We start from the raw sequence: 24,033 nt of genomic DNA, 5'->3' as shown, positions 1-24,033 counted from the left end.
AGGGGCCGCTTCAAGGCAGATCGCTAAACAGGATTAATATCCGGACATTTGTCTTCTGTCTCCGCCACCGACCGGGCGACATCGAGCGTGCTGTCCGTCACCTTCGCGACGGCCATTTCTTCTATCGTCAGCCAGTGGATGGAAGCGGCGTCGTCCCCCGCTATCTCCCGGCCCGACACGTGCAGGGCGCGGAAGACGGACAGGTAATAGCTCCTGGCATAGGCCTTGCCCTCAAGCGCCAGATCCACGGTTATGACATGCGACAGGGCCTTTGCATCGAGCGCGGTTTCTTCCTTCAGTTCACGAATTGCCGCTTGTTCCGGCGTTTCGCCTGCTTCGATACTGCCACCCGGAAAGGCGAGCCAGCCTTTCCACGGTTCTTTCCCGCGCTCGACCAGCAGGAAGCGCCCTTCGCGCCGGCAGATCAGCGACACACCATGAACCTTGGCGGGAATCGGAAATACGGGAACTGTTTTCATCATGCCCTAGCTATGATCGTGCAGACACTGGTTGGCAATGGCAAAGCGCCCCTTGACCGCTTACCAAAAAGCTTGAACATGCCCACTATGTGTGGACGTTTTTCATTGACTGCAAGCCGGGAAGAGCTGGAAGCCTTCGCGGCCGCATTGATCGCAGAGGATTTTCCTCCACGATATAATATCGCGCCAACGCAGCCCATATTGACAATTCTGGGCGGGGAAACGCCGCCCCCGGGCAGCAACAGGCCGGATCGCGTCGGGTTGCTGGTGCGTTGGGGATTTGTTCCGTCCTGGGTCAAGGACCCGAACGACTGGCCGCTCATGTTCAATATCCGCTCCGAGACCGCTGCGGAGAAGAATTCGTTTCGCGCAGCCCTGAACCACCGGCGCGTTTTGATCCCGGCATCGGGTTTCTACGAATGGCGTCGCGAGGGAAAGAACAAGGCGCAAGCCTATTGGGTGCGCCCGCGCGGGGGCGGTATGGTGGCTTTTGGGGGCCTGGTCGAGACGTGGAGCAGTGCGGACGGATCGCAGATCGATACCGGAGGCATATTGACCACGAGCGCAAACGGCCTGCTGCGACCGATCCATGAGAGGATGCCCGTTGTCGTGCAGCCCGAGGATTTTGCCCGCTGGCTGGACTGCAAGCGGTTCCTGCCGCGTGAAGTGGCGGATATAATGCGCCCGGCTCAGGATGATTTCTTTGAAGCTATTCCCGTGTCGGACAGGGTCAACAAGGTGGCCAACACGACGCCCGATTTGCAGGATCGCGTAGAGGAACAGCTAGCTTTGGAGCGTGCAGTGCCAAAGCGAAAGAGCAAGCCCGATTCCGATAACGGCAATGACGGGCAGCTTTCGATGTTCTGACAGCATTCGCCAGTCTTTCCGGACTGGCGCCGTTTATTACGCATCCACCAACTCCGGGCGCCTCACTTAAGGGCGCTCCGGGCGCTGAACCGGACCAGCTTTCTCAGCCTGTCTTCTTGACGGCGAGAATAGAACGCCGGCGATTGTCGTTGCGACCGTCGCTGCTGCGCCGCGTTGCGTTCAGCAATGCTGCAACAAGCACGGCAGGCCCGATCTCGCGGTATTTGTCAACCAGTCGGTCTTGGCGGGGTTGCAGTTCACTCTTAGACATTTGTCCTTCCTTTCGATAATGCCTGATCACCATTTTGTGATGGATTGAGACCGAATGAAGGCTGTTTGGAGCCGGTTTTGGGGTTTTCCGGTTAACGCCGGAAAGGACAGTCGCGGGTTGCAAAAATACAACATTTCCGGCGCTGTGATTGGGACCTGCGAGGACCTGGCTCCAAACCTGCTTCTCGGCAGACGCTAAACTATCAGTCATCTCGTGAAAGTTCTTGACGACGGCACCTCCACTGAGGATAAGTGCTGGCATGAAAACGCCGACCACGATCATTTGTATTTGTGCGATTATTATTGGCTAGCAGCTTGCTGGTCCGGCCGTTTTCGTCTCCCTTCATAAAAATTGGATGATAACGCCCCGGCCAGTCGGCTGCAGTCAGTCGCGCACTGATTTCACAGGTCTTTTTGGGGAATATTTACAATGGCTTATGCGCCGCAGCTGCGTCTGTACAACACGCTGACCCGCACGAAGGAGGATTTCTCCCCCATCGATGCCGACAATGTGCGCATGTATGTCTGCGGCCCCACGGTTTATGATTTCGCGCATATAGGCAACGCCCGTCCGGTGATCGTTTTCGACGTGCTGTTCCGTCTGCTGCGCCATGTCTATGGCGCAGATCATGTCACCTATGCGCGCAACATCACGGACGTCGATGACAAGATCAACGCCCGCGCGGCCCGCGATTACCCTGACCTGCCGTTCAATGAAGCAATTCGCCGGGTGACGGAAAGCACCAATGCGCAGTTTCAGGCCGATGTGACGGCGCTGGGCAATCTGGCGCCAAGCGTGCAGCCGCGGGCGACCGAGCATATGGACGAGATGCGCGCCATGATTGACCGTCTGGTGAAGCTTGGCGTAGCCTATGTCGCCGAGGATCACGTCCTCTTCTCGCCATCCGCCATGAACGAGCGGAAGGGGCCGCGCTATGGCGCGCTTGCCCGCCGCTCGCTGGATGAGATGCTGGCCGGTGCTCGCGTCGACGTGGCATCCTACAAGCGGGACGAAATGGATTTCGTCTTATGGAAACCGTCGAAGGAAGGGGAGCCAGGCTGGCCGTCTCCTGCTGGTATCGCGGTATTGGGCCGCCCGGGCTGGCATATCGAGTGCTCGGCCATGTCGATGGCCAAACTGCTTGAGCCGTTTGGCGGTGGCCTCAAATGCGATGATCCGCTGAAGAACCAGTTCGACATTCATGGCGGCGGTATCGATCTCGTCTTCCCGCATCATGAGAACGAAATTGCGCAATCATGCTGCGCATTTGGCACGGAGCGTATGGCGAGCATCTGGATGCATAACGGCTTCTTGCAGGTCGAAGGGCAGAAGATGTCGAAATCGCTTGGCAATTTCATCACCATTCGCGATGTGCTGAATGATGGCTTGCCGGAACTGGGTGTCTGGGACGATGTTGATGTGCGTGACCGCTGGGTCGGCCTGGCGGCGCGCCTGTCGATGTTGCAGACGCATTATCGCGAGCCGATCAACTGGACGGCGCAGCGGCTGGCGGAATCCGCCGAGGAGCTGCATCGCTGGTACGGCCTGCTGCGCGACAGGAATTTCACGGTGCCGGAAAAGCTGACGGCGGTCGGCGAAGTGGTCGAGGCTCTGTCTGACGACCTGAACAGCTGGACGGCTATCACGGCCTTGCGCAAGGCTTTCAAGGCGCGGGATGTCACCGGGTTGGGCGAGGGCATGGCGCTGCTGGGCTTTTTCGATCCGCATTTCGTGACGGCGGATGACATTCCGGTCTTTGCAAAGGCAGAGGTGGATAGCGAAGCCGTCGAAGCACGTATCGCGGAGCGTTTGCGCTTCATCAATGAGAAGAACTGGGCCGAGGCTGATCGCATTCGCGATGAACTGCTCGGCGAAGGTATCCAGCTCAAGGATGGCAAGAACCCGGCAACGGGCGAACGCATAACCAGCTGGGATGTGGTAGGCTAATGCCTGGAGCGGTTCCCGCCATTCCGTCTTAATCGGAACCGCTCTGGCAGGCTTGTGGAACAGGGAGGGTAATATGACGCTTGATAATAAACCGGTCTATACCGGCGGATGCCAGTGCGGTGCGGTTCGCTTTCGGGTCGACGGCGCGATGGGCTCCCCATCGATCTGTCACTGTCGCATGTGCCAGAAAGCGTTTGGCAATTTTTATGCGCCGCTGGTCTCCGTCAGCAAGGCGAAGCTCGAATGGACCCGCAACGAGCCGAAGCGCTTCCGTTCGTCCAATCACGTGCAGCGGGGATTCTGCCCTGAATGCGGCACGCCGCTTACCTATGAAGCGCCTGATGGAATCGCGCTTGCCATCGGTGCTTTCGATGCCCCGGAGGAAATCGAGCCGACCATTCAATGGGGGATCGAGAAGCAACTGCCCTATGTGCCGAAGCTTGCGAGTCTTCCCGGCTATGTAACGGAACGCGATCCGGAGAGCATCGAGTTTGTGAGAACGATGGTTTCCTACCAGCATCCCGATCACGACACTGAAAGCTGGCCGCAACAGCAAGGTTGACCGAACCGCAGCATACCCACCGACAGGCAGGCACAATGGCACGCGAACGCATCTACATCTATGACACGACCCTGCGGGATGGGCAGCAGACAGTTACCGTCCGCCCGCAGCTGCGAAGCGTGCGAGGACGGAACGAGGTTGAAGCGGGTGGTTGCTGTGCAGCCCGAATGCAGGGGGCAGAATAATGGCACGCGAACGCATCTACATCTATGACACCACCCTGCGGGATGGGCAGCAGACACCCGGTGTTGATTTTTCCGTGGAGGACAAGAAGTCGATTGTCGTGTTGCTGGAAGAGCTGGGCGTCGACTATGTGGAAGGCGGCTATCCAGGTGCCAACCCGACCGATACGGCGTTTTTCAAGCGCCGCCAGACTGCTCGCGCCAAATTCGCCGCTTTCGGCATGACGAAGCGTGCAGGCGTTTCGGCGTCCAACGATCCCGGCCTGTCCAGCCTGCTGCAGGCTTCCGCCGATGCCGTCTGCTTTGTTGCCAAGAGCTGGGACTATCATGTCCGGCTCGCGCTTGGTTGCACCAATGAGGAAAATCTCGATTCAATCACTGCCTCGGTCACTGCTGCGCGCATGGCGGGGCGGGAGGCGCTGGTCGATTGCGAGCATTTCTTCGATGGATACAAGGCCAATCCCGAATATGCGCTTGCCTGCGCAAAGGCCGCTTATTCGGCAGGCGCGCGCTGGGTCGTTCTTTGCGATACGAATGGCGGCACGCAGCCATCGGAGGTGGCCGAAATCATCGCTGCCGTGACGGCTGTGGTTCCCGGCGAAAGCCTTGGCATCCACGCTCATAACGATACGGAACAGGCGGTTGCCGTTTCGCTTGCGGCCATCGATGCGGGCGTGCGCCACGTGCAGGGGACGCTCAACGGCATCGGCGAGCGCTGCGGCAATGCCAATCTTGTTTCGCTGATCCCGACCCTTGCGCTGAAGCCCTATTGGGCGAAACGTTTTGAACTGGGTATCAAGCCCGCTGCACTGAAGAGCATTACGCGCATTTCGCGTGCCTTCGACGATATCTTGAACCGACCACCGACGGAGCAGGCGCCCTATACCGGCACTTCCGCTTTCGCGACCAAGGCCGGAATTCATGCCTCCGCGCTGCTCAAGGAACCGCAGACCTATGAGCATGTGCCGCCGGAATCGGTTGGCAACAGCCGCCGCGTCATGGTGTCGGATCAGGGTGGAAAATCCAATTTCATCGCCGAACTCGAGCGCCGGGGCATTCGCGTCGCGAAAGACGATGTGCGGCTTGATACGCTGATCGCGCTGGTCAAGGAGCGCGAGGCGGAAGGCTATGCCTATGAAGGCGCGGATGCGAGTTTCGAGCTTCTGGCCCGCAACATGCTGACGCCGCAACCGGAATTCTTCAAGGTCGACTCCTTCCGTTGCCTTGTCGAGCGGCGCTTCGATGCCAACGGCATGCTGAAGACCGTTTCGGAAGCCGTGGTCAAGGTGGAGGTCGATGGCGAGGTCCGCATGTCGGTGGCCGAAGGACACGGCCCCGTCAACGCGCTCGATATCGCATTGCGCAAGGATTTGGGGCGCTTTCAGGCGGAGATTGAGGATCTCGAGCTGGTGGACTTCAAGGTGCGCATCCTCAATGGCGGCACGGCGGCTATCACCCGGGTTCTGATAGAGTCCGGGGATGCCACAGGCGCGCGCTGGCGCACGGTGGGCGTGTCGGACAACATCATCGATGCGTCCTTCCAGGCGCTGATGGATTCGGTCAATTACAAGCTGATGAAGAACCGCTCGATGGCGGGACTGGCCGCTGCCGAGTGAAGCCATCCGTTCACAACAATTGATGCTTCGATCAGTTTAATTGAATGGATTTTATGAATTGTTGGGCGCATAGCAGGTGAAGTTCGATGCTTCGCCTGCCTCATCCGGCGCGCGAACAATTGTGATTTCGTCGAGGAGAGAGGCATGTCCGACCAGACCATCACCGATATGCGCCTTTCTGATGGGGCGCGCGGATTCCTGATGGCGCTGGGAGCATACGGGCTCTGGGGCGCGCTGCCGTTCTATCTCAAGGCGCTCGGTCACATTCCGGCGATGGAAGTGGTTTCGCATCGCGTGATCTGGTCGGTTCCGGTCGCGCTTCTTCTTCTTCTGGCCCTTGGACAGTTCAGGGATATTCTCAACGCCGTGCGCCAGCCGCGCATGCTGGCAATGGCTGCCCTGACAGCCGGGCTCATCACCATCAACTGGTCGATCTATGTCTGGGCCGTTGCCCATGATCAGGTGATGGGCGCCGCGCTTGGCTATTACATCAATCCGCTGTTCAACGTGGTTCTCGGCGGTCTTTTCCTCGGGGAAAGACTGACCAGGGTTCAATATGTCGCCGTCGGGTTTGCTTTCGCAGCGGTGCTGCTTCTGACCGTCAACGCTGGCGGTTTGCCTTGGGTATCGCTGGTGCTGCCGCTGACTTTCGGCCTCTATGGCTTCTTCCGCAAGTCACTGCCGATGCCGCCGCTGCAGGGCTTCACGCTTGAAGTGCTCATTCTGTGCATCCCGGCGCTGGGCTATGTGCTGTGGCTGGCGGCGACCGGTCAGGATCATTTTTTCACCGGCCCGGCATTCAACGTCTCAATGCTGCTTCTGGCGGGGCCTTTCACGGCCATCCCGCTGATCCTCTATGCTGGCGGCGCGAAGCTGCTGCGCTATACGACGCTGGGCCTCATGCAGTACATGACGCCGACGATGTTATTTTTCTTTGCGATTTTTATCTTCAACGAACCGTTCTCGGCAGCACAGCTTGGTGCGTTCGCGCTGATCTGGGCCGGGCTTGCGCTCTATACCTGGTCGATGCTGGTCGAGCATCGCCGGGGCCGGGCGAAGGCCTGATCTTCACAATTCGCTGAATGTGGTTCTCTTCCGGTGGATATCGCCACGGCCAGCCTTATTTTAGCCGCTCTCTCTACCGCTTATCCGTCAATAATCCAGCGGTAGAGAAACATCAGAATGGTCTTCGGGTCAGCCCAACCAAGCGCCCCGGCAAGCGAAACGCAGTCTGCTGAAACGGCGGAGCGAGAACTTGCGGCCTTCGGCACTGCCCTGAAGGGCGAACCGCTTTCCTCCAAAAGCCTGAAGCCATTCCGGCAGGTCCGTTTTTCCCTGCACACGCATCTGCGGTTCTGCCTGGCGCTGATGGCCGCCACCGCTATCGCCGGTGGGGGATTGCTGTTTGCGACAGGGCTTCTGGTACGTCACGGCCATGCCGCACAACCTGTCCTGGTCAATCCGGCAACCCTGGTTCACAGTCACGCCGCACCGAAAGAGGCGCGCCTGACGCCCGCAATGGGCGGCGATCCGGCGAGCGCCGTATCGCGGCGTATCGATATCGCGGAAGGTGTCGAGGACGGCGACGCGCGTCTTTATACCTACCAGCATGTGGTTCTTGACCTGAAAGGCCAGAGCCGGGCCCAGATCGACGACACACTTCGCGGCGCTGTTTCCGCACAGAAATCTCTTCCAAAACGGCCCGAGGAAGAACTGGAGCGCGGCGTCCCTATCAATGTCAGCCTCGCCAAACCGGCTTCCGCTACCGGCGCAAAGGTTCACGAGATCATCGTCGCGCCGCAGTCGCGTGAGCGGTTGGGCGCGTTGCTGCAAGCGGCCGGTATCGCCGTTGAGGACAGCAAGCGTCTGGAAGAAGCCCTGGCGCGGACGGAACTCGTGCCCGGCGACAATCTCGAACTGTTGGTCGATAAATCCAGACAGCACACCGATGGAGAACAGCACATCGCTCTCGCCCGTTTCGAGCACGGTGATATCGGCAAGGCAATCTATGGACGGGCCGACGATGGCGTTTTTCGCGCCACGGGCGATGAACGTCTGTTTGCACGCCTCTCGCGTGACGCCATGCTGACGGCCTACCGCCCCCAAAGCGCGCCGGACAGCAGCGGCTCCATTGCCTCGCGTCTGGGGCAAGCAGGAGCGCCGAAGGCGATCGTCGACGAAGTTGGGAAGCTGGCCGCGCAGAACGGCGTTTCGCTGGATGGCGCCGGAAAGCCGGATTTGATCGACCTGCTGTTCCGCAGGAGCGCCGAGACGGAACCGGAACTGGTTTTTGTCGAGTTCACGACCGGCGGCAAAAGTCGCCGCCTTTATCGTCATGAAAGCGAAAATGGCACCGGCTATTTCAATGAAGACGGTTCTTCCATGGCGAAATATCTCATGCCGAAGCCCCTGCCGAATGGCCGTCTCAACGATGGTTTCGGCTGGCGCGTTCATCCCGTTCTGCATGTGCGCAAGCACCACAATGGCGTCGACTACGACGCGCCAATCGGCTCGCCCATCGTGGCGGCAGGTGACGGTGTCGTGGAGCTGATTTCCTATCAAAAGGGATATGGAAAATATGTCCGTATACGCCATCAGGGCGGCTACAGCACGACCTATGCGCATCTTTCATCGGCACGAAAGGGTTTGAAGCCCGGCGAACATGTCAAGCAGGGAGATGTGATCGCCTATGTGGGATCGACGGGCTACTCGACCGGTCCGCATCTTTATTACGAACTCAAGGTCGGCGAGCAGTATGTCAATCCGCTGACGGCGCGCCTCAATGCTGGCGAAAAACTGACGGGTTCGTCCCTGAACAGTTTCCGCGAGGAGATCGACCATGTGGGGCAGATCGTCAACGAAATGAAGCTGCCCGTCATTCCGAATGCGCCCGAATCCACGAAGCCAGCTTCAGGGAAGGGCAGCCGTCACCGCTGACTATCTTGGCGGGCGATAGGCATTTGCCAGAGCCACAAATTCTTCCACACTCAGCGTTTCCGCGCGGCGCGTTCCGTCGATGCCGGTCTTGGCCAGAAGCTCGGCACCGCCAACCGGTTTCAGGCTCTGGCGCAACATCTTGCGGCGCTGCCCGAAAGCGGCCTGCGTGATCTGACCGAGCGCATTTGCATCGCAGGGCAGCGGGTCTTCACGCGGAATGATATGGACGACCGACGACATGACTTTCGGCGGTGGCGTAAATGCCTGCGGCGGCACATCGAAGCTGATCTTTGAAACGGTTCTCCACCCGGCAAGCACGCCCAGGCGCCCGTAATGATCGGTGTCGGGCGTCGCGACGATGCGTTCGGCGACCTCGCGCTGGAACATCAACGTCATGGACGAATAGAAGGGCGGCCAAGGCTCGACCAGAAGCCAGTTGAGCAGCAACTGCGTGCCGACATTATAAGGCAGGTTGGCAACGATGCGCGGCTTCGGTCCCTCTGGAAACAGGGTCGAAAAATCCTGCTCAAGCGCGTCGCCGGAGATGATGCGCAGGCGACCCGGATAATGCGCCTCGATTTCCGCAAGCGCATCCAGGCATCGTTCATCGCGCTCGATTGCGGTGACATAAGCGCCTTGTGCGAGAAGCGCACGGGTCAGGCCACCGGGGCCCGGACCCACTTCGATCACGGGCTGGTCCTGCAAACTGCCGGCCTGTCGGGCAATCTTCGATGTCAGGTTGAGGTCGAAAAGGAAGTTCTGGCCGAGCGACTTCTTCGGCATCAGATCATGCCGCTCGATCACTTCACGCAGTGGAGGAAGGTTGTCTATGCTCATGCGTTTCCGTTCGCTGCGTTTTCCGCCAGTTGCCGCGCCAGGCGAATCGCGGCCACGAGACTGTCCGCCCGGGCGATGCCCTTGCCCGCAATATCGAAAGCCGTACCGTGATCGGGCGATGTGCGAATGAAGGGCAGTCCGAGCGTCACATTCACCGTTTCGTCAAAAGCCAGCGCTTTGGCAGGAATAAGGGCCTGATCGTGATACATGCAGACCGCCGCATCATAGGTTGCGCGGGCGGATGCATGAAACATCGTATCGGCGGGCAGGGGACCGCGAGCGTTAATCCCTGCGCGGCGCAGCGCTTCGATTGCTGGCAGGATGATGGCGTCATCCTCCTTGCCCATGGCCCCGCCTTCACCAGCATGCGGGTTGAGGCCGGATATGGCCAGACGCGGCGCAGGAATGCCGAAGCGTTCCTTCAGTTCGGCGGCGGTGATCCGCGAAACTTCGATGATATCGGCAGTGTTCAGACGGACCGGCACTTCGGCTAGCGGGATATGGATAGTGACCGGAACGGCGCGGAGCTGCGGACCGGCCAGCATCATGACCGGCGTTACCGGTTTGCCCATATGCTGGCTCGCGAGTTCCGCCAGAAATTCCGTATGGCCGGGATGCCGAAACCCGGCTTCATAAAGCGGCTTCTTCGAAATCGGGCAGGTGACGACCGCCGAAGCCTCACCTTTCAGCGTGAGTTCGACCGCCCGTTCTATAGCTTCGATGATGCCCGCAGCGTTTTCCGGCAATGGCTTGCCGACGCTGTCCGTCAGTGTGTTATTGAGCGGAAGCACCGGCAAAGCATGCGCAAAGACGTCGCTTGCGGCAGAAGTGGTTGGGATGACTTCGATCTGGACTTCAAGCCCCAGATGCCGCGCACGCGCGGCAAGCTGCTGTGGGTCCGCCAGCAGGGCGAAAGGCGGCAGCGAAAGCTCGTCGCGCCGCAACCAGGCCGCAAGCGCAACATCGGGGCCGATACCGGACGGGTCGCCAATGCTGATGGCGAGAGGAGCAAGCGGTGCTGCGGACATCACGTCAATATTCCACTGAATACGGATGAAGGCGTCCAGAGCGCATCCCCAAAGCGGTAGCCCATTTTCGGGAAAAGATGCGCCCAAAACAAACAGTCAAAGCGGCGATCGATCAGATCGAAAGATGCGCTGACTGTCAGCGATTGATGATTTTCGCCTTCTCGCGCAGTTCGCCCAGATATTTCTCGCTGAGCTGTTCGGCCTTCTTTTCCTGTCCGGCAGGGGAATCCGCCCCCTCCATGGAGAAAACCAGCTGCGCAACGCGATCGTCGGATACCTGTCGGGTCGAGCAGATAGCCAGGAACTCGACGCCCTTTTCGGTTTCCTGCGGCGGGGTGGTGCCGCCGACCGAAGTGGACTTGATCGCTTTCGACCATTCGTTCGGCAATTGCTGCTCGATGATGCGGCCGAGATCGCGAACGGTCACGTCAAGAATGCCCTTGGCCTGCTGGCGGGTAGCGTCGCAGTTCTGGAAGCGCGAACGGAGCGCGTTGGCTTCCTGCTTGCGCTTGGCAAGCAAGGCAGGGGAGCGCTTCGAGGCAGGCACCACGAAAATGACCTGCTGGAGGCGATATTCGGTTGCGACAGGCTTCTTGCCGCCGTCCTTCAACATGCGCTGGACGGCTTCCTGCTCGCTGACCATGCCGGTTGCGCGGAAGCGGGCGCTGACGAGACGGCCCCAGCCCATCTGCACCATGATGTATTTCTTGAAATGGTCCGGCGTGACGCCCGACTGGTTCATCAACTGGTTCAGTTGCGCCAGACTCATCTTGTTGCGGGTGGCAAATCCTGCATAGGCCTCGTCGACCTGTCGGTCGGAAATGTCGATGCCGCGCGACTTCATTTCGATGCGCTTCAGCATCTCGTCGGTCAGCTCTTGCTTGGCGACCTGAGCGAGATTGCCGCCCTTGCGCTGCAACTTCAAGAAGGCCATGCGGTGCTGGATATCGCTGTTGGTGATGGCATTACCGGAAACGATGACCTTGACCTCAGAACCTGCGCCAGCCGCAAATGCGGGAGCTGCAACCGTCCCAAGCGTCGTCAGGCAGACTGCGGCGCTCAGCATGGAGGCGAAGAGAGGTCTTGCAATCATCATCTTTCTTTCCCGATTCCTTCCGGTCGACGAACGACAATCCTTACCGGACATATCCCAATCATGGTCATTGCCGCTATCCAGCCGAGCAAAAATCATATCAGCGGCTGATCATAAGCTGCCTGTATAGATGAGCTAGTGCGGCGAAACAATGACCCAAAAGCTATTTTGCGAAGCTTGCATCCTCTGAATACTGCAAAAAGGAAGCCGGATTAAGCTGTGAAGTGTAAAATTTCTTTGTCGAATGAAATGGAAAGACCGGAAGCATTTCCAACGCTTCCGGTCCCTCAAGTTTAGAATGTCTGGTTACCGCTGCCTATATCACCCAATGTGCGCAGCGAAATATTGAACCCGACGCCATGGGACGCCTTGTCATCGCCCGGGTTACGGGTCTGGACGTAATTCATCGAGTAAGTGAAGCACTCGTCATCATAGGCAAGGCCAGACGATGCGCGCACCAGCGTTTCGGAAACCAGATCATAGGTGCCCGAACCGAAAACGCGCCAGTTCGTGTTGATACGCGCTGTGGCCGCACCCGTGACTTCCTGACGGAGATCACTATATCCGTAAGCAGGCTGAGGCGCGATATAGGCATATTGCGCGGAGATCGTCAGCTTCTGCCAGCTCTGCTGGGCTTCAAGTTCGCCGCGACGAACCGAGAAGCTGTCCTTGTCGAACCGTCCGCGGGCAGCGAGGGCCAGACCCGTCGAGTTGGACGTGCCGATCATGGCAACATAGTCGGAGCGTGCACTCTGCAGGCCGGAATCTGCCCCGACATTCAGGAAGTCGCTCGTGCCAAACGAATTGACGCCGCCCAGCTGGAACGACTGGCCGCCAAGGGCGTAAAGAGCCCAGTCGCTATTGTTGAAGTTACCCGAATAGCGCAGACCGAGATTGGCGCGCGTGCCGCCTTCAACACGGTCATAACCGGAGAACTTGTCACGCGAGAACAGGTTGGTCGCGTCGAAGACGAAGCTCTGGGCGTCTTCATTCGGCAACTCACCCGCATACCGTTCGTTGTTGCGAACATAAAGCTGCGCGATCGGCTCGAGAATGTGGGTCGAGCTGGTGGACGAGAACAGGATCGGCCAGCGCAGTTCAAGCCCGGCGGTCGCCATGGCGCGAAGTGCTTCCGAACGCACGAGTGCATCCGTATAGCCAGCATCTGCCAGATTGAAGTTCGTATTGGCCCCAATCGCATCACCGCGCAGTGCCAGCAAGGGCGTGATGACCAGACCGGCAGGCGTGATGAAAGTGCGCTTCCATTCCGCTTCGGTGGTCAGGCGCGCATTGGTGCCGTCAAAGCCGGGAACGCGGGGGAATCTGGTGCCTAGAGGCGTGTAATTCGCATTCTGGCGATAGAGAACCTGCAGATTGGTATTGAAGTTCAGCTCGCCGCCATAGACCGGTTCCGGCAATGTGTAGGAGTAATCGAGGCTCGGGAATACCCATGGCTGCTTCGAGTGCATCTCATTGGGATTGTTCGACAGCAGCGATTCCTGCACATTGAAGCGATAGAAGTTCAGGTCGAAATAATTGCGATTGCTGATCCCCTGCAGATAAATCTTGGAGACCTGCGTGCCCGCATTATAACCGTCAATGCTGTAGGTACGGCTGAAATTGCGGTCGGTCTGCGCCATCACATCCCAACCGAAGCGCCAGCGCGAATTCAGCTCGAAATCACCCTTCGAGGCGACCATGCCGCGGTTGTCTTCGTAGCGATCTACGGAAGTCGCACTGAATTCTTCAGGCTTGTTTTGATGAATGCCCGCGATGCGAAGATTGTAGGTGCCGTTTTCCAGGCGGTGACGCCATTCGGCTTCCGTCAGGAAGCCCTGCTTGGTGTAGCCTGTCGTGGACAGCGTCAGGTCGTAATTCGGGGCGAGCGCCCAGAAATATGAATTCTTGATGCCGACGCCCAGATCGTCCTTATAGGAGAAGCCCGGAAACAGGAAGCCGCTCTTGCGCTTCACCGTCGGGTCGGCCATTTCGAATGCCGGGAAATAGGCAAGCGGCATGCCGAAGAATTCAAAGCGGCCATGTTCGAAGCGGACCGTCTTGGTCGTGCTGTTCCAGATGATCTTGCGCGCCTTGATTTGCCACAGAACCGGCTTGTCAGGATTTTTCGCGCAGGGTTCGCAGGCCGTATAGACGCCGTTGTTGAACGTCGTGATTTCGCCATTGCTGCGTTCGGCACTTTCGGCGGCGAAACGGGTGTTATCCGTCGTCTCGACGCGCAGGCCGTTTACGAAGCCGTCGCGGAAACTGTCGGTGACGTCCATATGGTCGGAGTAGATCTTGTTGCCGTCGCGCTCGACGATCTCGACATTGCCCGTTGCGGTCATGCGCCGCGTCTGCTGGTTGTAGGTCACCTTGTCGGCGACAAGATGATTGCCGTCATATTCGATGCGCACCTTGCCCTGAGCCGTGACGGTATTAACGTCACGATCATAGACAAGTTCGTCGGCCTGCAGGAGCATGCGCGCATTCGGATCGCTCTGGTAATTGGCAGCGAGAGCGTCCTGTGCCAATGCGGGTGAGGGCAGGGCTGCGACAGAAATGAAAGGTAAAGCAAGGACGCACGCCAAGGCCGTCCCGCGCGTCAGGCGCGAGAGCGAATGGGGCAATACCATGCGGGCGTTACTCGAACCCACTAACCATCCTCCTTATGCAACAAAAAGGAGACACCAAAAAATGTCGCGATAATAACCGGCACCCAGGCAGCCACGAATGGCGGAACGAATCCCGCATTCCCGAATGCCTTCACCAGCACCGAAACGACATAAAGCATGAAGCCTGCGATAACGCCACCCAGAATCATAGCTCCTGACTGACCAAATCGCACAAATTTCAACGACACTGTTGCAGCAATGAGAGTCATCGCCATCAGCAATGCCGGCAAAGCCAGAAGTGACTGGTATTGCATGTCAAATGCGTTTGCGGAGTAGCCGAAGGAACGCGCGACCTCGATCTTGTGGCGCAACTGCGTGAACGGGATCGTGTCGGGCGTCGCGAGCTTCTCTTCCACATATTCGGGACGCAGCTGCGTCTCGATCTGGAAACTCGCCATTTTCTGTGGCTCTTCACCGCGCGCGAATCGCGTCACGTCGGTAAGCTCCCAGTGACCGTCCCTGAGCTGCGCCCTGCGCGCGTCGAAACGTTCCCTGATGTTCTTTTTCTCATCGAACTGGATGAAAGTCGCGTCGGCCAGCGTCGCGCCCTGATCCAGAATGCTTTTCGCGCCGATGATGGTCTCGCCTTCATCGGTCTTCTGGCGCAGCCATGGATCGCGCAGCGCGGAAACGTCGGTAACCTTGCCGGTCTTCCATGTCGATGCGATTTCATCGGCCTTGGCGAAGCCATAGGCGGCGAACGGATTGAGAATGAAGATCGTGGCGATGCCGAACAGGAACGCGCCGAAACAGGCGGGCAGGAGGAACTGCCAGGCCGATACGCCGACGGAGCGTGCGACGACCAGCTCATATTTTCTGTTGAGCGAAATGAGCGTCGCCATTGCCGAGAACAGGGCGACGAAGGGGATCATCTGCTGCATGATGAAGGGCACGCGCATGGCGGAAAGGCCGAGCGCCGCCCACACGGAATAGTCCGGCAGGTTTGAAAGCTTGCTCGCATTCTCGGTGAAATCGAGAAGCAGCGACAAGGCGAAAATGCCGAGCAGAAAATAGAAGGTGATCTGCACATAGCGGATGAAGAAATAGCGCCCAAGCGTCCAGCCGATCATGCCTTTCCTCCGGCATTATTGCGCGAACGTCCGGTGAGGCGGGCATAGAGCGCCGAGCCCCGGCGTCTCAAACTGTCGAAACCGTCGAGAATGCGGTCGTTCCATTTGTCCGGCAGGCCGATCCGCCGCCCGGTGGCGAGCGCGAAGCCCGTCACGAGAATGACGGCGGCCGGGACCAGATACATGAGGACGATGTAGCCTGCATCCTTGTCGGCGCGGTCAGAGGCGAAATAGCCTGCCCAATAGACGAGAAGAGCGGTGCTGATCGCCGAGAAGGACGCCGACACGCGGGCTTCGCGATGCGAACGGGAATCGCCTGCGAACGCCAGCGCAATCATCGCAAACACAACCGGATAGAGCCATTGCGTCAGCCGCCGGTGCAATTCGGCCTTGTAGCGCAGCGGGCGCGTCTGGAGGATCGGGTCGTTCGGGTCCGGGTTCAGCAGATAGGAAAGCGGACGGTCCTTGGCATAGATGACGAAATCATCGCCCGCCGAGGCAAACTGGCTGAGGTCGAACGCATAGGAATTGAACTTGATGATCGAAACCGTGCCATCCGACACGTCACGGCGCTGCACCTCTCCGTTTTGCATCAGCAGCATGTCGCCGGTCGGCGTCGAAGCAATCGCGCCATCGGCGGCATAATAGATGAGATCGAGCGCCGGATCGCGGGAATCGGCGATGAAAAGCCCGCCAATGCTGCCATCGGCGCGTCGTTCCGCCACCTGGATATAGAGATTGTCGGCAAGTTTGCGGAAATTGCCTTCCTGAACGATGACATTCATGAGATCGGCGCTGGCATTGGCGATCATGGCGCGCATGTTCATGCGCGCATAGGGATCGACATAGTTAGCGACCAGAAACGACACGACGGAAATGACGGCGGCAAGAATCAGGATCGGGCGCATGACCGCGCTGCGCGGTGCGCCGGACGCATTGATGACGACCAGCTCGGAATCCTGGTTCATGGTGGACAGCGTCTGCGTGATCGCAATGATCAGCGCAAACGGCATCACGAGCGGAATAGCCGATGGAATCAACAGCGAACTGAACTGAACGATCGTCTGGAATGTCTGGCCGCTTGTGGTCAGGAAGTCGATGCGCTGGAGCACCTGCACGGTCCAGGTGATCCCGACCGCAGCGCCAAGCACTGCGAGGAACATGATCGCCACCCGGCGCAGGATGTACAACTCGATCAATCGCATAGGTGGAGTCTACATCCCGGTTCCGTTGAAGGAGCGCGCATCCGAAAAGGCTGCGGCACTCGTGACAATGACTAAACTTAATGACGCTTGGCTAAGATTGACCCAATAAACGCGGTTAACAGATTACTAAAACCATCACGAAGATGCCAGCTCTCGTGTTCCTGTTAACGGGTCCCGTTAATGAGCGATGAGTCGGCTCAAGGCAACCAGTTTTTGCATCGAGCGGGTAAGACAGGCTCGCAATTGTGTCTTGCACGGTTTTCCTCGGCCTAAAACTGGAACAATCTTGGTTCCACTCTTGCTGTTTCGCCATATTCGTCTCACATGAGTGGGGAAAAGTCGCGACACAATCGTGTCATTCTTAAATCGACATCAGGTTTGGAGTTGTCATGTCTAAACGTCCTTCGATCTCTTTCAGCGATTTTGCAGTACCGGAAAGAGGCGTGTCCATCGTGCTCGTCGCCAAGGGCGGCGGCTTTGCGGACGAGGCGGCCGCGGCTGCTGGCGGTGCGGAAAAGATCAAGCGTATTGCTGAAATTTCCGGGTTCACCGGTGCTTTGGGCAAGACGGCGGAAGCGATCGAGACGACTTCCAGCGGTGTCGACAAGATCGTTCTGGTCGGCGTCGGCGAGCCGGGCAAGCTTGGCAATGACGACTGGCTGAAGATCGGCGGCGCGGCATTTTCACGAATCGGCAAGGCGGAGCGCGCAACCGTGACGCTGGCACTGCCTGAAACCACCATCGCCGGTGATGAAGCCGCCGATCTGGCGCTGGGCATGATGCTGCGCTCCTACAAGTTCGAACGCTACAAGACGCGCAAGAACGATGAGGAAAATGGCGATCCGAAACACGCTGCGAAGATCAACATCTGCGTCGCGGATGCCCACACTGCGAAGCGGGCCCTCGAAGTTGCCGAAGCGGTGGCGGACGGCGTTATCCAGGCGCGCAATCTCGTCAACGAGCCTGCCAATATTCTGGGGCCTGTGGAGTTCGCGCAGGAAGCCGAAAAGCTCGCAAAGCTTGGCGTCAAGGTCGAAGTCCTCGGCGAAAAGGAAATGAAGAAGCTCGGCATGGGCGCGCTTCTCGGCGTGGCGCAGGGCTCTGTCCGCCCGCCGCGTCTTGTCGTCATGGAATGGCAGGGCGCGAAGAGCAAGGAAAAGCCGGTCGCATTCGTCGGCAAGGGCGTGGTGTTCGATACGGGCGGCATTTCCATCAAGCCAGCCGCTGGCATGGAAGACATGAAGGGCGACATGGGAGGCGCGGCAGCCGTCACCGGATTGATGCGCGCTCTGGCTGGCCGCAAGGCGAAGGTCAATGCCATCGGCGTTATCGGCCTTGTGGAAAACATGCCTGACGGCAACGCCCAGCGTCCGGGCGACATCGTTACCTCGATGTCCGGACAGACGATTGAAGTCATCAATACGGATGCGGAGGGCCGTCTCGTCCTCGCCGACGCACTGCACTATACGAACGACCGTTTCAAGCCGCGATTCATCATCAATCTGGCCACCCTCACGGGTGCGGTCATGGTCGCGCTCGGCCAGTATCATGCCGGTCTTTTCTCCAACGACGACGAGCTTGCGGACCAGCTTTACGATGCGGGTCAGTCGACGGGTGAAAAGCTGTGGCGCCTGCCGCTCGGCACCGAATACGACAAGATGATCGATTCGAAATTCGCCGATATGAAGAACAGCGCTGGCCGTTACGGCGGATCGATCACGGCGGCACAGTTCCTCAAGCGCTTTGTCGGTGAGACCCCTTGGGCGCATCTCGACGTTGCCGGAACGGCCATGGGTTCGCCAGCAAACGAATACAGCCAGACATGGGCTTCCGGCTATGGCGTTCGCCTGCTGGACCGCCTTGTCCGGGATCATTTCGAAAGCTAAAATCTTTTCTGAACAAAGGGATGGGTGGAGAAGCGGAATCAGTTTCTCCACCCGTTCGCGAAACGGATAGTGCATGGCGGAAATCCTCTTCTATCACCTGACGGAATCGACACTCGATGAAGCCTTGCCCGGCCTGGTCGAGCGGTCGCTGGGGCGCGGCTGGCGCGTCACGATCCAGACCGTCAGCGAGGAAAGACGCGATGCGCTTGACGGCTTGCTCTGGACCTTTTCCGACACGTCCTTCGTGGCGCATGGCACCGACAAGGAGCCTCATCCCGAACACCAGCCGGTATTGCTGACCACCAGTGAAGCCAATCCGAATGGCGCGACTGTGCGCTTTCTCGTCGAAGGCGCCGGGCTGGAACAGGCGGACGCCTATGAACGCCTCGTCGTCATGTTCGACGGGCACGATCAGGAGCAACTCGATATTGCCCGGGGGCAATGGAAAAGTTTCAAGGCGGAGAACCACGATTTGACTTACTGGCAGCAGACGCCAGACCGCCGCTGGGAGCGCAAAGCGTAATGAGGACGCTATTCATCTTGATGGCCGTCGCCGGCTTTGGTCTTGCCATTGGCTATCCGTGGTATGTGCGCCATTTCACCGGCAGCGAAATTGGCCGCTGGACCATGCTGGAAAACCGGCAGAGCGGTTTTAAGATTCAGGAAGTCAGGCTGTCGGCGGCTGATGGGCCGGTGCGCGTGTTCATCGATGCCACGCCTCTGCCGGGTTATGTGCCTGCGGAACGGCGCTCGGCGGTGACGCTTGCCGTCAGCCGCGACGGACAGCCGGTTCTCTCGCAGGGGCTCGACTTTGCCTCGACTACCGGTTCCATCAACACGGACCGCCCGCAGGATGGCAGTGTTCTGCGCCAGAGTGCCGGGGACATCGATCCCGTCATTCCGGGGCTTTATGCATTTCGTCTGGTGCAGGGAAATACAGACGGGCTTCAGATTTCAAAGGCCGATCTGGTGTTGCGGCGAGGGGCGGAAACGCCCAACGAGGTCTATACGACCATCGGCCTGATCCTCGGTGCCTTCGGGCTTTATGCATTGATGCGCACGCGCCTGCGTCCTCAAGGCTGAGGAAGCGCAGATGGGCGCTGCGATTTTCGACCGCATTCTGCTGTTGCTGCTGTCCGCACTTGCCGCCTTTATCGCGCTCGTTCCGATGGCGGAATTGGGCTGGTTCGGTTCATCCTTTGAGGGATCGAGCGGCTATCTGGCCATGTTCGTGGCTTTTCCGATCCTGACCGCCATTCTCGCAGTTCTTGCGGTGCGCTACGCACCGCGCCCGTTGCCGAAGGCACTGCGGATCGCTGGCGCGTCGATCATCGGTTTGGTCTATATAGTTTTCTTCGTGCTGTGATTGCCACTGCAGCGCAATGACTTGCCAGCGGTGGCGGATCAGTCCGCCATCGCTTCTTCATATTCGGTGGAGAGTTCCAGCCATTTGTCCTCTGCATCCGCAAGGGCAGAGCGTGCATCGCTCATCTCCTTGTTGATCCGGATCGCCTTTTGAGGCTCCTTCTCGTAAAGAGCCGGGTCTTCGAGCTGTGACGAGAAGACTTGAATCTGTTTCTGCAGCTTCTGCATCAAGGCTTCGGTTTCCTTGATCTTTTTTTGCAGCGGCGCCATGGCTTCGCGTTTCTGGGCGGCGAGTTTTCGCTGCTCGGCCTTGTTGACCCTGGCGTTGTCGTCGCGGTCGGAAACCGGTTCTCCCTTGGCGTCGGCCAGAACGATCTGCCGGTATTCGTCGAGATCGCCTTCAAACGTCTTCACGCCGCCCTCGCGGACCAGCCACAGCCGTTCCATCGTCGCTTCGATCAGATGGCGGTCGTGGGCGATCAGGATCACTGCGCCGTTGAAAGCGTTGAGCGCATGCACAAGCTCTTCGCGGCTGTCGATGTCGAGATGGTTGGTCGGCTCGTCGAGGATCAGCAGGTTCGGGCCGTGAAAGGTCGCAAGTCCCATCAGGAGGCGCGCTTTCTCACCACCGGAAAGATCCCTGGCTGGTGTCAGCATCTTTTCGGTCGAAAGGCCCATCTGCGCAACGCGCGCGCGGACCTTGGCCTCGGGTTCTGTCGGCATCAGCTTGCGCACGTGCTCGATGGCGTTGTCCTCGGGAACCAGATCGTCAAGCTGGTGCTGGGCGAAGAAGGCAACCTTCAGATTGGGCGAAACCGTGAGCGTGCCCTTTTCGGGCGTCAGGCGACCGGCAATCAGCTTGGCCAGCGTCGACTTGCCGTTGCCGTTGGAACCGAGTAGCGCGATGCGGTCGTCATTGTCGATGCGCAGCGTCACATTGCGCAGCACCGGCTTGCCCGGCACGTAGCCCACATCGGCGTTGTCCAGAGCGATGATCGGTGAGGCGGCCTTCTTTTCCGCATCCGGGAAGCGGAACGGCTGCACATTGCTTTCCACATAAAGCTCGATTGGCTTGAGCTTTTCCAGCGCCTTCATGCGCGATTGCGCCTGACGGGCCTTGCTGGCCTTGGCGCGGAAACGCTCAACAAAGGATTCCATGTGCTTGCGGTGGGCTTCCTGCTTGGCATGGGCCTTCTGCTGCAATTCCAGCATCTCATGCCGCTGCCGCTCGAACTGGTCGTAATTGCCGCGCCAGAAGCTGATCTTCTTCTGGTCAAGATGCATGATCGACGACGTGGCCGAGTTCAGGAGATCGCGGTCATGGCTGATGATAATGACTGTGTACGGATAGCGCTTCACATAATCGACCAGCCAAAGCACGCCTTCAAGGTCGAGATAGTTGGTCGGTTCATCGAGCAGCAACAGGTCCGGCTCGGCGAAGAGAACCGCAGCCAGTGCGACGCGCATGCGCCAGCCGCCGGAAAAGGCCGATGCCGGCTGGCGTTGCGCTTCCGCGCTGAAACCGAGACCGGACAGGATGGCGCCGGCGCGCGCTTCCGCAGAGTGAGCGTTGATATCGGCAAGGCGGGTGTGAATTTCCGCAATGCGGTGCGGATCGGTCGCGGTGGCCGCTTCCTCCAGAAGCGCCGCGCGCTCCTTGTCCGCCTTCATGACGATTTCGATCAGCGCTTCGTCGGTGCCGGGCGCTTCCTGCGCGACCTGGCCGATACGGGTGTTCTTCGGAAGCGAGATGCTGCCGGTTTCCGGCGCGAGATCGCCCGTGATGACGCGAAACAGCGTGGATTTGCCGGTGCCGTTACGGCCGACGAAACCCGTCTTCGATCCCGCCGGCAACGTTACGCTGGCGTGGTCGATAAGGAGGCGTCCGGCAATTCTTACGGAGATGTCGTCAAGGATAAGCATGATGAAAGCGCTTTTGCACGGCTTGAAGCGTTTCCGCAAGTATCAACATCAGTCAGGCGAAACGCCGTCCGCCTTCCGTCCGCAGGAAATGCATGAGATCGAGCGACGGCGCTTCCGTTCCCAGTCTGGTAAACGCGGTATGGATCTGTCCGCGATGGTGCGTCTGGTGGTTGAACATATGGGCAAGCGACGGGGCAAGCCGCTGGCTTATCGTGCGCATTTCGTTGAGCGCCGTGTAGCTGTAGCGCCCGCCGAGCTTCTGTGTGTCGAGGCCGTCCGCATAGCGGCATATGCGCGCGTCTTCCGCCTGCCGCAGATCGCGCAGCATGATGAAATTGTCGGAAATGATCGCATCAAGCGTCTTCGGATGATCCCCTTCCGTGGTGAAGCGTTTCATCCAGATGCGGTCGGCGACGAGCAGATGATTGAGTGTGCGATGGATGGAGCCGAAGAAGAGACCGAGATCGAGCCTGTATTCCTCGTCGCTCAACTGGGCCGCGGCGGCATAGACCAGTTCATTTGCCCATCGGTTGTAATAGGCGAACATTTGAAAATGCTGTTCCACGAGAACCCCCTGACCACCCATTGGCGCCGCTTCTGCAAGGCTGAATCGGCGCGGCATCATCTATGCAATCAATTTTCTGTCGTCTCAAGGTGCTAATCGGTTCGCCTCTTGGCAATCGGGCCTATCGACGGTATAGAGCCTCACTTTTCTGAAAATTCCAGCACAAGGTGTCATAATGGCAATCGAACGTACCTTCTCCATGATCAAGCCCGATGCGACCCGCCGCAACCTGACCGGCGCAATCACCGCCAAGCTCGAGGCAGCTGGCCTGCGCGTCGTCGCTTCGAAGCGCGTCTGGATGAGCCTGCGTGAAGCTGAAGGCTTCTATGCTGTTCACAAGGATCGCCCTTTCTTCGGCGAACTGACCGAATTCATGTCTTCCGGCCCGACGGTCGTTCAGGTTCTGGAAGGCGAAAACGCCATCGCCAAGAACCGCGAAGTCATGGGTGCGACCAACCCGGCAAACGCTGATGAAGGCACCATCCGCAAGGAATTCGCCCTGTCGATCGGCGAAAACTCCGTACACGGTTCGGACGCTCCGGAAACCGCTGCGGAAGAAATCGCATACTGGTTCTCGGGCACCGAAATCGTCGGCTGATCCCAACGAGAATATAAAGAAAAAGCCCGCCTTCCCGGCGGGCTTTTTTGTTGTCTGGGCGATGCCGGAAACAGGTTTCAAAGGCTCTGCGCGAGCCTTGCCACTTCCTTCCCTTCGTCGTCGAAGAGAACGAGCTTGCCCATATCGATCTTGTAGGACCGGGTCTTGCCGAGCACGTCGAGGAACTTGCGTTCCTGGTTCATGAGGGCAGGCGGGCACTGGACATAGGTCGATCCGATCTCGGCGAAGGAAATATTTTCCCCGGTCACGGTCGCCTTGCTGAAATAGCGGTTGCAGCCGCCCGACCCGCTGACCGCGCCATCCGTCGAAACCGTCAGGGTCGTCTGGGCATTGTCGATCACGCCCCCGCCCTGAATATCTTCCGCCAGCCAGTCCTTGCCCTCGATGCCGATGGCAGCGCCTTCGTCACCGCTCTTGCGCACCATCACAACCTTTATTTCCGCAGGTTCGCCGGGGTTTTCCGGATCGATCGCATAGCGTTCGTCATTGACGAACCATAGCGTGTCGCCCGCCGAAATGCGCGCCTGCAAGGCATAGCTATGGCCGGGTTGGATCTGGTCCATATCGAAGTTGATGGCAAACGGGATCGGCGATCCCTGAACGGATTCGATCCGCGTTTCGCCGATGACCTTGGAGGGGGCGTCGGCCAGCGAGACGTCGGAAAGCTGGACCGTCAGGCTTGCTTCCGGCGGCAGCGCGATCCGCTCGCGATACACGACCTTGCCGCTGACGGTCTTTTCCGCCGCCAAGCTGCTTGTCGGCATCGAGGTGGTCAGGAACAAGGCAGCGCCGCCAAGCGCGCCAATGCCGACCACAAGTGCCGCAGCAATTGAAAGGGTTTTCGCCAATCCATTTCGCATCGTTAAAGCCCGAAACTTCCGTTCCCGCATGCGTTGTTTGTTGCAAGAC

22 protein-coding genes are annotated in these 24,033 nt (G+C 58.9%); 11 read left to right on the top strand and 11 right to left on the bottom strand.

Annotation, left to right across the window (positions count from 1 at the left end):
• Positions 1-23 precede the first annotated feature (23 nt).
• Positions 24-479: an NUDIX hydrolase gene (locus tag JNC63_RS06230; RefSeq protein ID WP_036565537.1), complete on the bottom strand. Its 456-nt coding sequence runs from the start codon at positions 477-479 to the stop codon at positions 24-26.
• 87 nt (positions 480-566) lie between these two features.
• Between JNC63_RS06230 and JNC63_RS06225 the strand changes: the two genes are divergently transcribed.
• Entirely contained in the window at positions 567-1,346 is a 780-nt protein-coding gene (locus tag JNC63_RS06225) for an SOS response-associated peptidase (protein ID WP_039852905.1), read from the top strand.
• Between the two features lie 103 nt (positions 1,347-1,449).
• On the opposite strand, the gene JNC63_RS06220 is transcribed toward JNC63_RS06225, so the two are convergent.
• Positions 1,450-1,617 carry a hypothetical protein gene (locus JNC63_RS06220; protein WP_010661656.1) on the bottom strand — a complete coding sequence of 56 codons (168 nt, stop codon included), beginning with the start codon at positions 1,615-1,617 and terminating at the stop codon, positions 1,450-1,452.
• A 429-nt stretch (positions 1,618-2,046) separates the two neighbouring features.
• Here JNC63_RS06220 and cysS point away from each other — a divergent pair, with 429 nt between their 5' ends.
• The 5 genes from cysS (at position 2,047) to JNC63_RS06195 (ending at position 8,861) form a co-directional block, all read left to right on the top strand.
• Positions 2,047-3,564, top strand: coding sequence for a cysteine--tRNA ligase (cysS, locus tag JNC63_RS06215; RefSeq protein WP_006472337.1), 1,518 nt, complete (start codon positions 2,047-2,049; stop codon positions 3,562-3,564).
• A gap of 73 nt (positions 3,565-3,637) precedes the next feature.
• Positions 3,638-4,126: a GFA family protein gene (locus tag JNC63_RS06210; RefSeq protein ID WP_006472338.1), complete on the top strand. Its 489-nt coding sequence runs from the start codon at positions 3,638-3,640 to the stop codon at positions 4,124-4,126.
• A gap of 184 nt (positions 4,127-4,310) precedes the next feature.
• Positions 4,311-5,924, top strand: a complete 1,614-nt coding sequence (gene cimA / locus JNC63_RS06205) for a citramalate synthase (protein WP_006472340.1) — start codon at positions 4,311-4,313, stop codon at positions 5,922-5,924.
• A gap of 144 nt (positions 5,925-6,068) precedes the next feature.
• Positions 6,069-6,989 carry an EamA family transporter RarD gene (rarD, locus tag JNC63_RS06200; protein WP_006466408.1) on the top strand — a complete coding sequence of 307 codons (921 nt, stop codon included), beginning with the start codon at positions 6,069-6,071 and terminating at the stop codon, positions 6,987-6,989.
• Positions 6,990-7,106: 117 nt separating this feature from the next.
• Positions 7,107-8,861 (top strand): M23 family metallopeptidase, encoded by a 1,755-nt coding sequence (locus JNC63_RS06195; RefSeq protein WP_113341855.1) that lies wholly within the window; start codon positions 7,107-7,109, stop codon positions 8,859-8,861.
• On the opposite strand, the gene rsmA is transcribed toward JNC63_RS06195, so the two are convergent.
• From rsmA to lptF, 6 genes are all read right to left on the bottom strand, one after another.
• Positions 8,862-9,698 carry a 16S rRNA (adenine(1518)-N(6)/adenine(1519)-N(6))-dimethyltransferase RsmA gene (rsmA, locus tag JNC63_RS06190; RefSeq protein WP_006472342.1) on the bottom strand — a complete coding sequence of 279 codons (837 nt, stop codon included), beginning with the start codon at positions 9,696-9,698 and terminating at the stop codon, positions 8,862-8,864.
• Entirely contained in the window at positions 9,695-10,726 is a 1,032-nt protein-coding gene (pdxA, locus tag JNC63_RS06185) for a 4-hydroxythreonine-4-phosphate dehydrogenase PdxA (RefSeq protein WP_006472343.1), read from the bottom strand. Before pdxA ends, rsmA begins: the two co-directional genes overlap by 4 nt.
• Positions 10,727-10,862: 136 nt before the next feature.
• Positions 10,863-11,822, bottom strand: a complete 960-nt coding sequence (locus tag JNC63_RS06180; protein ID WP_006472344.1) for a peptidylprolyl isomerase — start codon at positions 11,820-11,822, stop codon at positions 10,863-10,865.
• 290 nt (positions 11,823-12,112) lie between these two features.
• Positions 12,113-14,452 (bottom strand): LPS-assembly protein LptD, encoded by a 2,340-nt coding sequence (locus JNC63_RS06175; protein ID WP_374846154.1) that lies wholly within the window; start codon positions 14,450-14,452, stop codon positions 12,113-12,115.
• 20 nt (positions 14,453-14,472) lie between these two features.
• Positions 14,473-15,561 (bottom strand): LPS export ABC transporter permease LptG, encoded by a 1,089-nt coding sequence (lptG, locus tag JNC63_RS06170; protein WP_006472346.1) that lies wholly within the window; start codon positions 15,559-15,561, stop codon positions 14,473-14,475.
• Positions 15,558-16,766 carry an LPS export ABC transporter permease LptF gene (gene lptF / locus JNC63_RS06165; RefSeq protein WP_006466415.1) on the bottom strand — a complete coding sequence of 403 codons (1,209 nt, stop codon included), beginning with the start codon at positions 16,764-16,766 and terminating at the stop codon, positions 15,558-15,560. Before lptF ends, lptG begins: the two co-directional genes overlap by 4 nt.
• 389 nt (positions 16,767-17,155) lie before the next feature.
• Between lptF and JNC63_RS06160 the strand changes: the two genes are divergently transcribed.
• The 4 genes from JNC63_RS06160 (at position 17,156) to JNC63_RS06145 (ending at position 20,018) form a co-directional block, all read left to right on the top strand.
• Positions 17,156-18,652, top strand: a complete 1,497-nt coding sequence (locus JNC63_RS06160) for a leucyl aminopeptidase (RefSeq protein ID WP_031347236.1) — start codon at positions 17,156-17,158, stop codon at positions 18,650-18,652.
• A 73-nt stretch (positions 18,653-18,725) separates the two neighbouring features.
• On the top strand, positions 18,726-19,175 hold the full coding sequence (locus tag JNC63_RS06155) for a DNA polymerase III subunit chi (protein WP_075041634.1): 450 nt from the start codon (positions 18,726-18,728) through the stop codon (positions 19,173-19,175).
• Positions 19,175-19,735 (top strand): type IV secretion system effector BspB, encoded by a 561-nt coding sequence (gene bspB, locus JNC63_RS06150; protein ID WP_006466418.1) that lies wholly within the window; start codon positions 19,175-19,177, stop codon positions 19,733-19,735. The genes JNC63_RS06155 and bspB overlap by 1 nt, the downstream gene beginning before the upstream one ends.
• 10 nt (positions 19,736-19,745) lie before the next feature.
• Entirely contained in the window at positions 19,746-20,018 is a 273-nt protein-coding gene (locus JNC63_RS06145) for a hypothetical protein (RefSeq protein WP_006472350.1), read from the top strand.
• Between the two features lie 38 nt (positions 20,019-20,056).
• Here the strand turns inward: JNC63_RS06145 and JNC63_RS06140 are convergent, their stop codons facing one another.
• The gene (locus tag JNC63_RS06140; protein ID WP_077684298.1) at positions 20,057-21,940 is read right to left on the bottom strand and encodes an ABC-F family ATP-binding cassette domain-containing protein; all 1,884 of its coding nucleotides are present in this window, start codon (positions 21,938-21,940) and stop codon (positions 20,057-20,059) included.
• Positions 21,941-21,992: 52 nt separating this feature from the next.
• Positions 21,993-22,505 carry a DinB family protein gene (locus JNC63_RS06135; protein WP_077684299.1) on the bottom strand — a complete coding sequence of 171 codons (513 nt, stop codon included), beginning with the start codon at positions 22,503-22,505 and terminating at the stop codon, positions 21,993-21,995.
• A 175-nt stretch (positions 22,506-22,680) separates the two neighbouring features.
• On the opposite strand from JNC63_RS06135, the gene ndk reads away from it, so the two are divergent.
• Positions 22,681-23,103 (top strand): nucleoside-diphosphate kinase, encoded by a 423-nt coding sequence (ndk, locus tag JNC63_RS06130; RefSeq protein ID WP_006466421.1) that lies wholly within the window; start codon positions 22,681-22,683, stop codon positions 23,101-23,103.
• Between the two features lie 77 nt (positions 23,104-23,180).
• Here the strand turns inward: ndk and JNC63_RS06125 are convergent, their stop codons facing one another.
• Positions 23,181-23,984, bottom strand: coding sequence for a YbaY family lipoprotein (locus tag JNC63_RS06125; protein ID WP_021587839.1), 804 nt, complete (start codon positions 23,982-23,984; stop codon positions 23,181-23,183).
• Between the last annotated feature and the right edge of the window lie 49 nt (positions 23,985-24,033).

It is taken from the genome of Brucella ciceri (genome assembly GCF_041930145.1).
GTDB classification, from domain to species: Bacteria; Pseudomonadota; Alphaproteobacteria; order Rhizobiales; family Rhizobiaceae; genus Brucella; species Brucella intermedia.
The sequence above is the reverse complement of the archived record's forward strand: the minus strand, read 5'-3'. Positions and strand labels throughout refer to the sequence as shown.

Coding starts and splice junctions, on each gene's coding strand:
- JNC63_RS06230 (WP_036565537.1), bottom strand. CDS start 479: ATGAAAACAGTTCCCGTATTTCCGATTCCCGCCAAGGTTCATGGTGTG.
- JNC63_RS06225 (WP_039852905.1), top strand. CDS start 567: ATGTGTGGACGTTTTTCATTGACTGCAAGCCGGGAAGAGCTGGAAGCC.
- JNC63_RS06220 (WP_010661656.1), bottom strand. CDS start 1,617: ATGTCTAAGAGTGAACTGCAACCCCGCCAAGACCGACTGGTTGACAAA.
- cysS (WP_006472337.1), top strand. CDS start 2,047: ATGGCTTATGCGCCGCAGCTGCGTCTGTACAACACGCTGACCCGCACG.
- JNC63_RS06210 (WP_006472338.1), top strand. CDS start 3,638: ATGACGCTTGATAATAAACCGGTCTATACCGGCGGATGCCAGTGCGGT.
- cimA (WP_006472340.1), top strand. CDS start 4,311: ATGGCACGCGAACGCATCTACATCTATGACACCACCCTGCGGGATGGG.
- rarD (WP_006466408.1), top strand. CDS start 6,069: ATGTCCGACCAGACCATCACCGATATGCGCCTTTCTGATGGGGCGCGC.
- JNC63_RS06195 (WP_113341855.1), top strand. CDS start 7,107: ATGGTCTTCGGGTCAGCCCAACCAAGCGCCCCGGCAAGCGAAACGCAG.
- rsmA (WP_006472342.1), bottom strand. CDS start 9,698: ATGAGCATAGACAACCTTCCTCCACTGCGTGAAGTGATCGAGCGGCAT.
- pdxA (WP_006472343.1), bottom strand. CDS start 10,726: ATGTCCGCAGCACCGCTTGCTCCTCTCGCCATCAGCATTGGCGACCCG.
- JNC63_RS06180 (WP_006472344.1), bottom strand. CDS start 11,822: ATGATGATTGCAAGACCTCTCTTCGCCTCCATGCTGAGCGCCGCAGTC.
- JNC63_RS06175 (WP_374846154.1), bottom strand. CDS start 14,452: ATGGTATTGCCCCATTCGCTCTCGCGCCTGACGCGCGGGACGGCCTTG.
- lptG (WP_006472346.1), bottom strand. CDS start 15,561: ATGATCGGCTGGACGCTTGGGCGCTATTTCTTCATCCGCTATGTGCAG.
- lptF (WP_006466415.1), bottom strand. CDS start 16,766: ATGCGATTGATCGAGTTGTACATCCTGCGCCGGGTGGCGATCATGTTC.
- JNC63_RS06160 (WP_031347236.1), top strand. CDS start 17,156: ATGTCTAAACGTCCTTCGATCTCTTTCAGCGATTTTGCAGTACCGGAA.
- JNC63_RS06155 (WP_075041634.1), top strand. CDS start 18,726: ATGGCGGAAATCCTCTTCTATCACCTGACGGAATCGACACTCGATGAA.
- bspB (WP_006466418.1), top strand. CDS start 19,175: ATGAGGACGCTATTCATCTTGATGGCCGTCGCCGGCTTTGGTCTTGCC.
- JNC63_RS06145 (WP_006472350.1), top strand. CDS start 19,746: ATGGGCGCTGCGATTTTCGACCGCATTCTGCTGTTGCTGCTGTCCGCA.
- JNC63_RS06140 (WP_077684298.1), bottom strand. CDS start 21,940: ATGCTTATCCTTGACGACATCTCCGTAAGAATTGCCGGACGCCTCCTT.
- ndk (WP_006466421.1), top strand. CDS start 22,681: ATGGCAATCGAACGTACCTTCTCCATGATCAAGCCCGATGCGACCCGC.
- JNC63_RS06125 (WP_021587839.1), bottom strand. CDS start 23,984: ATGCGAAATGGATTGGCGAAAACCCTTTCAATTGCTGCGGCACTTGTG.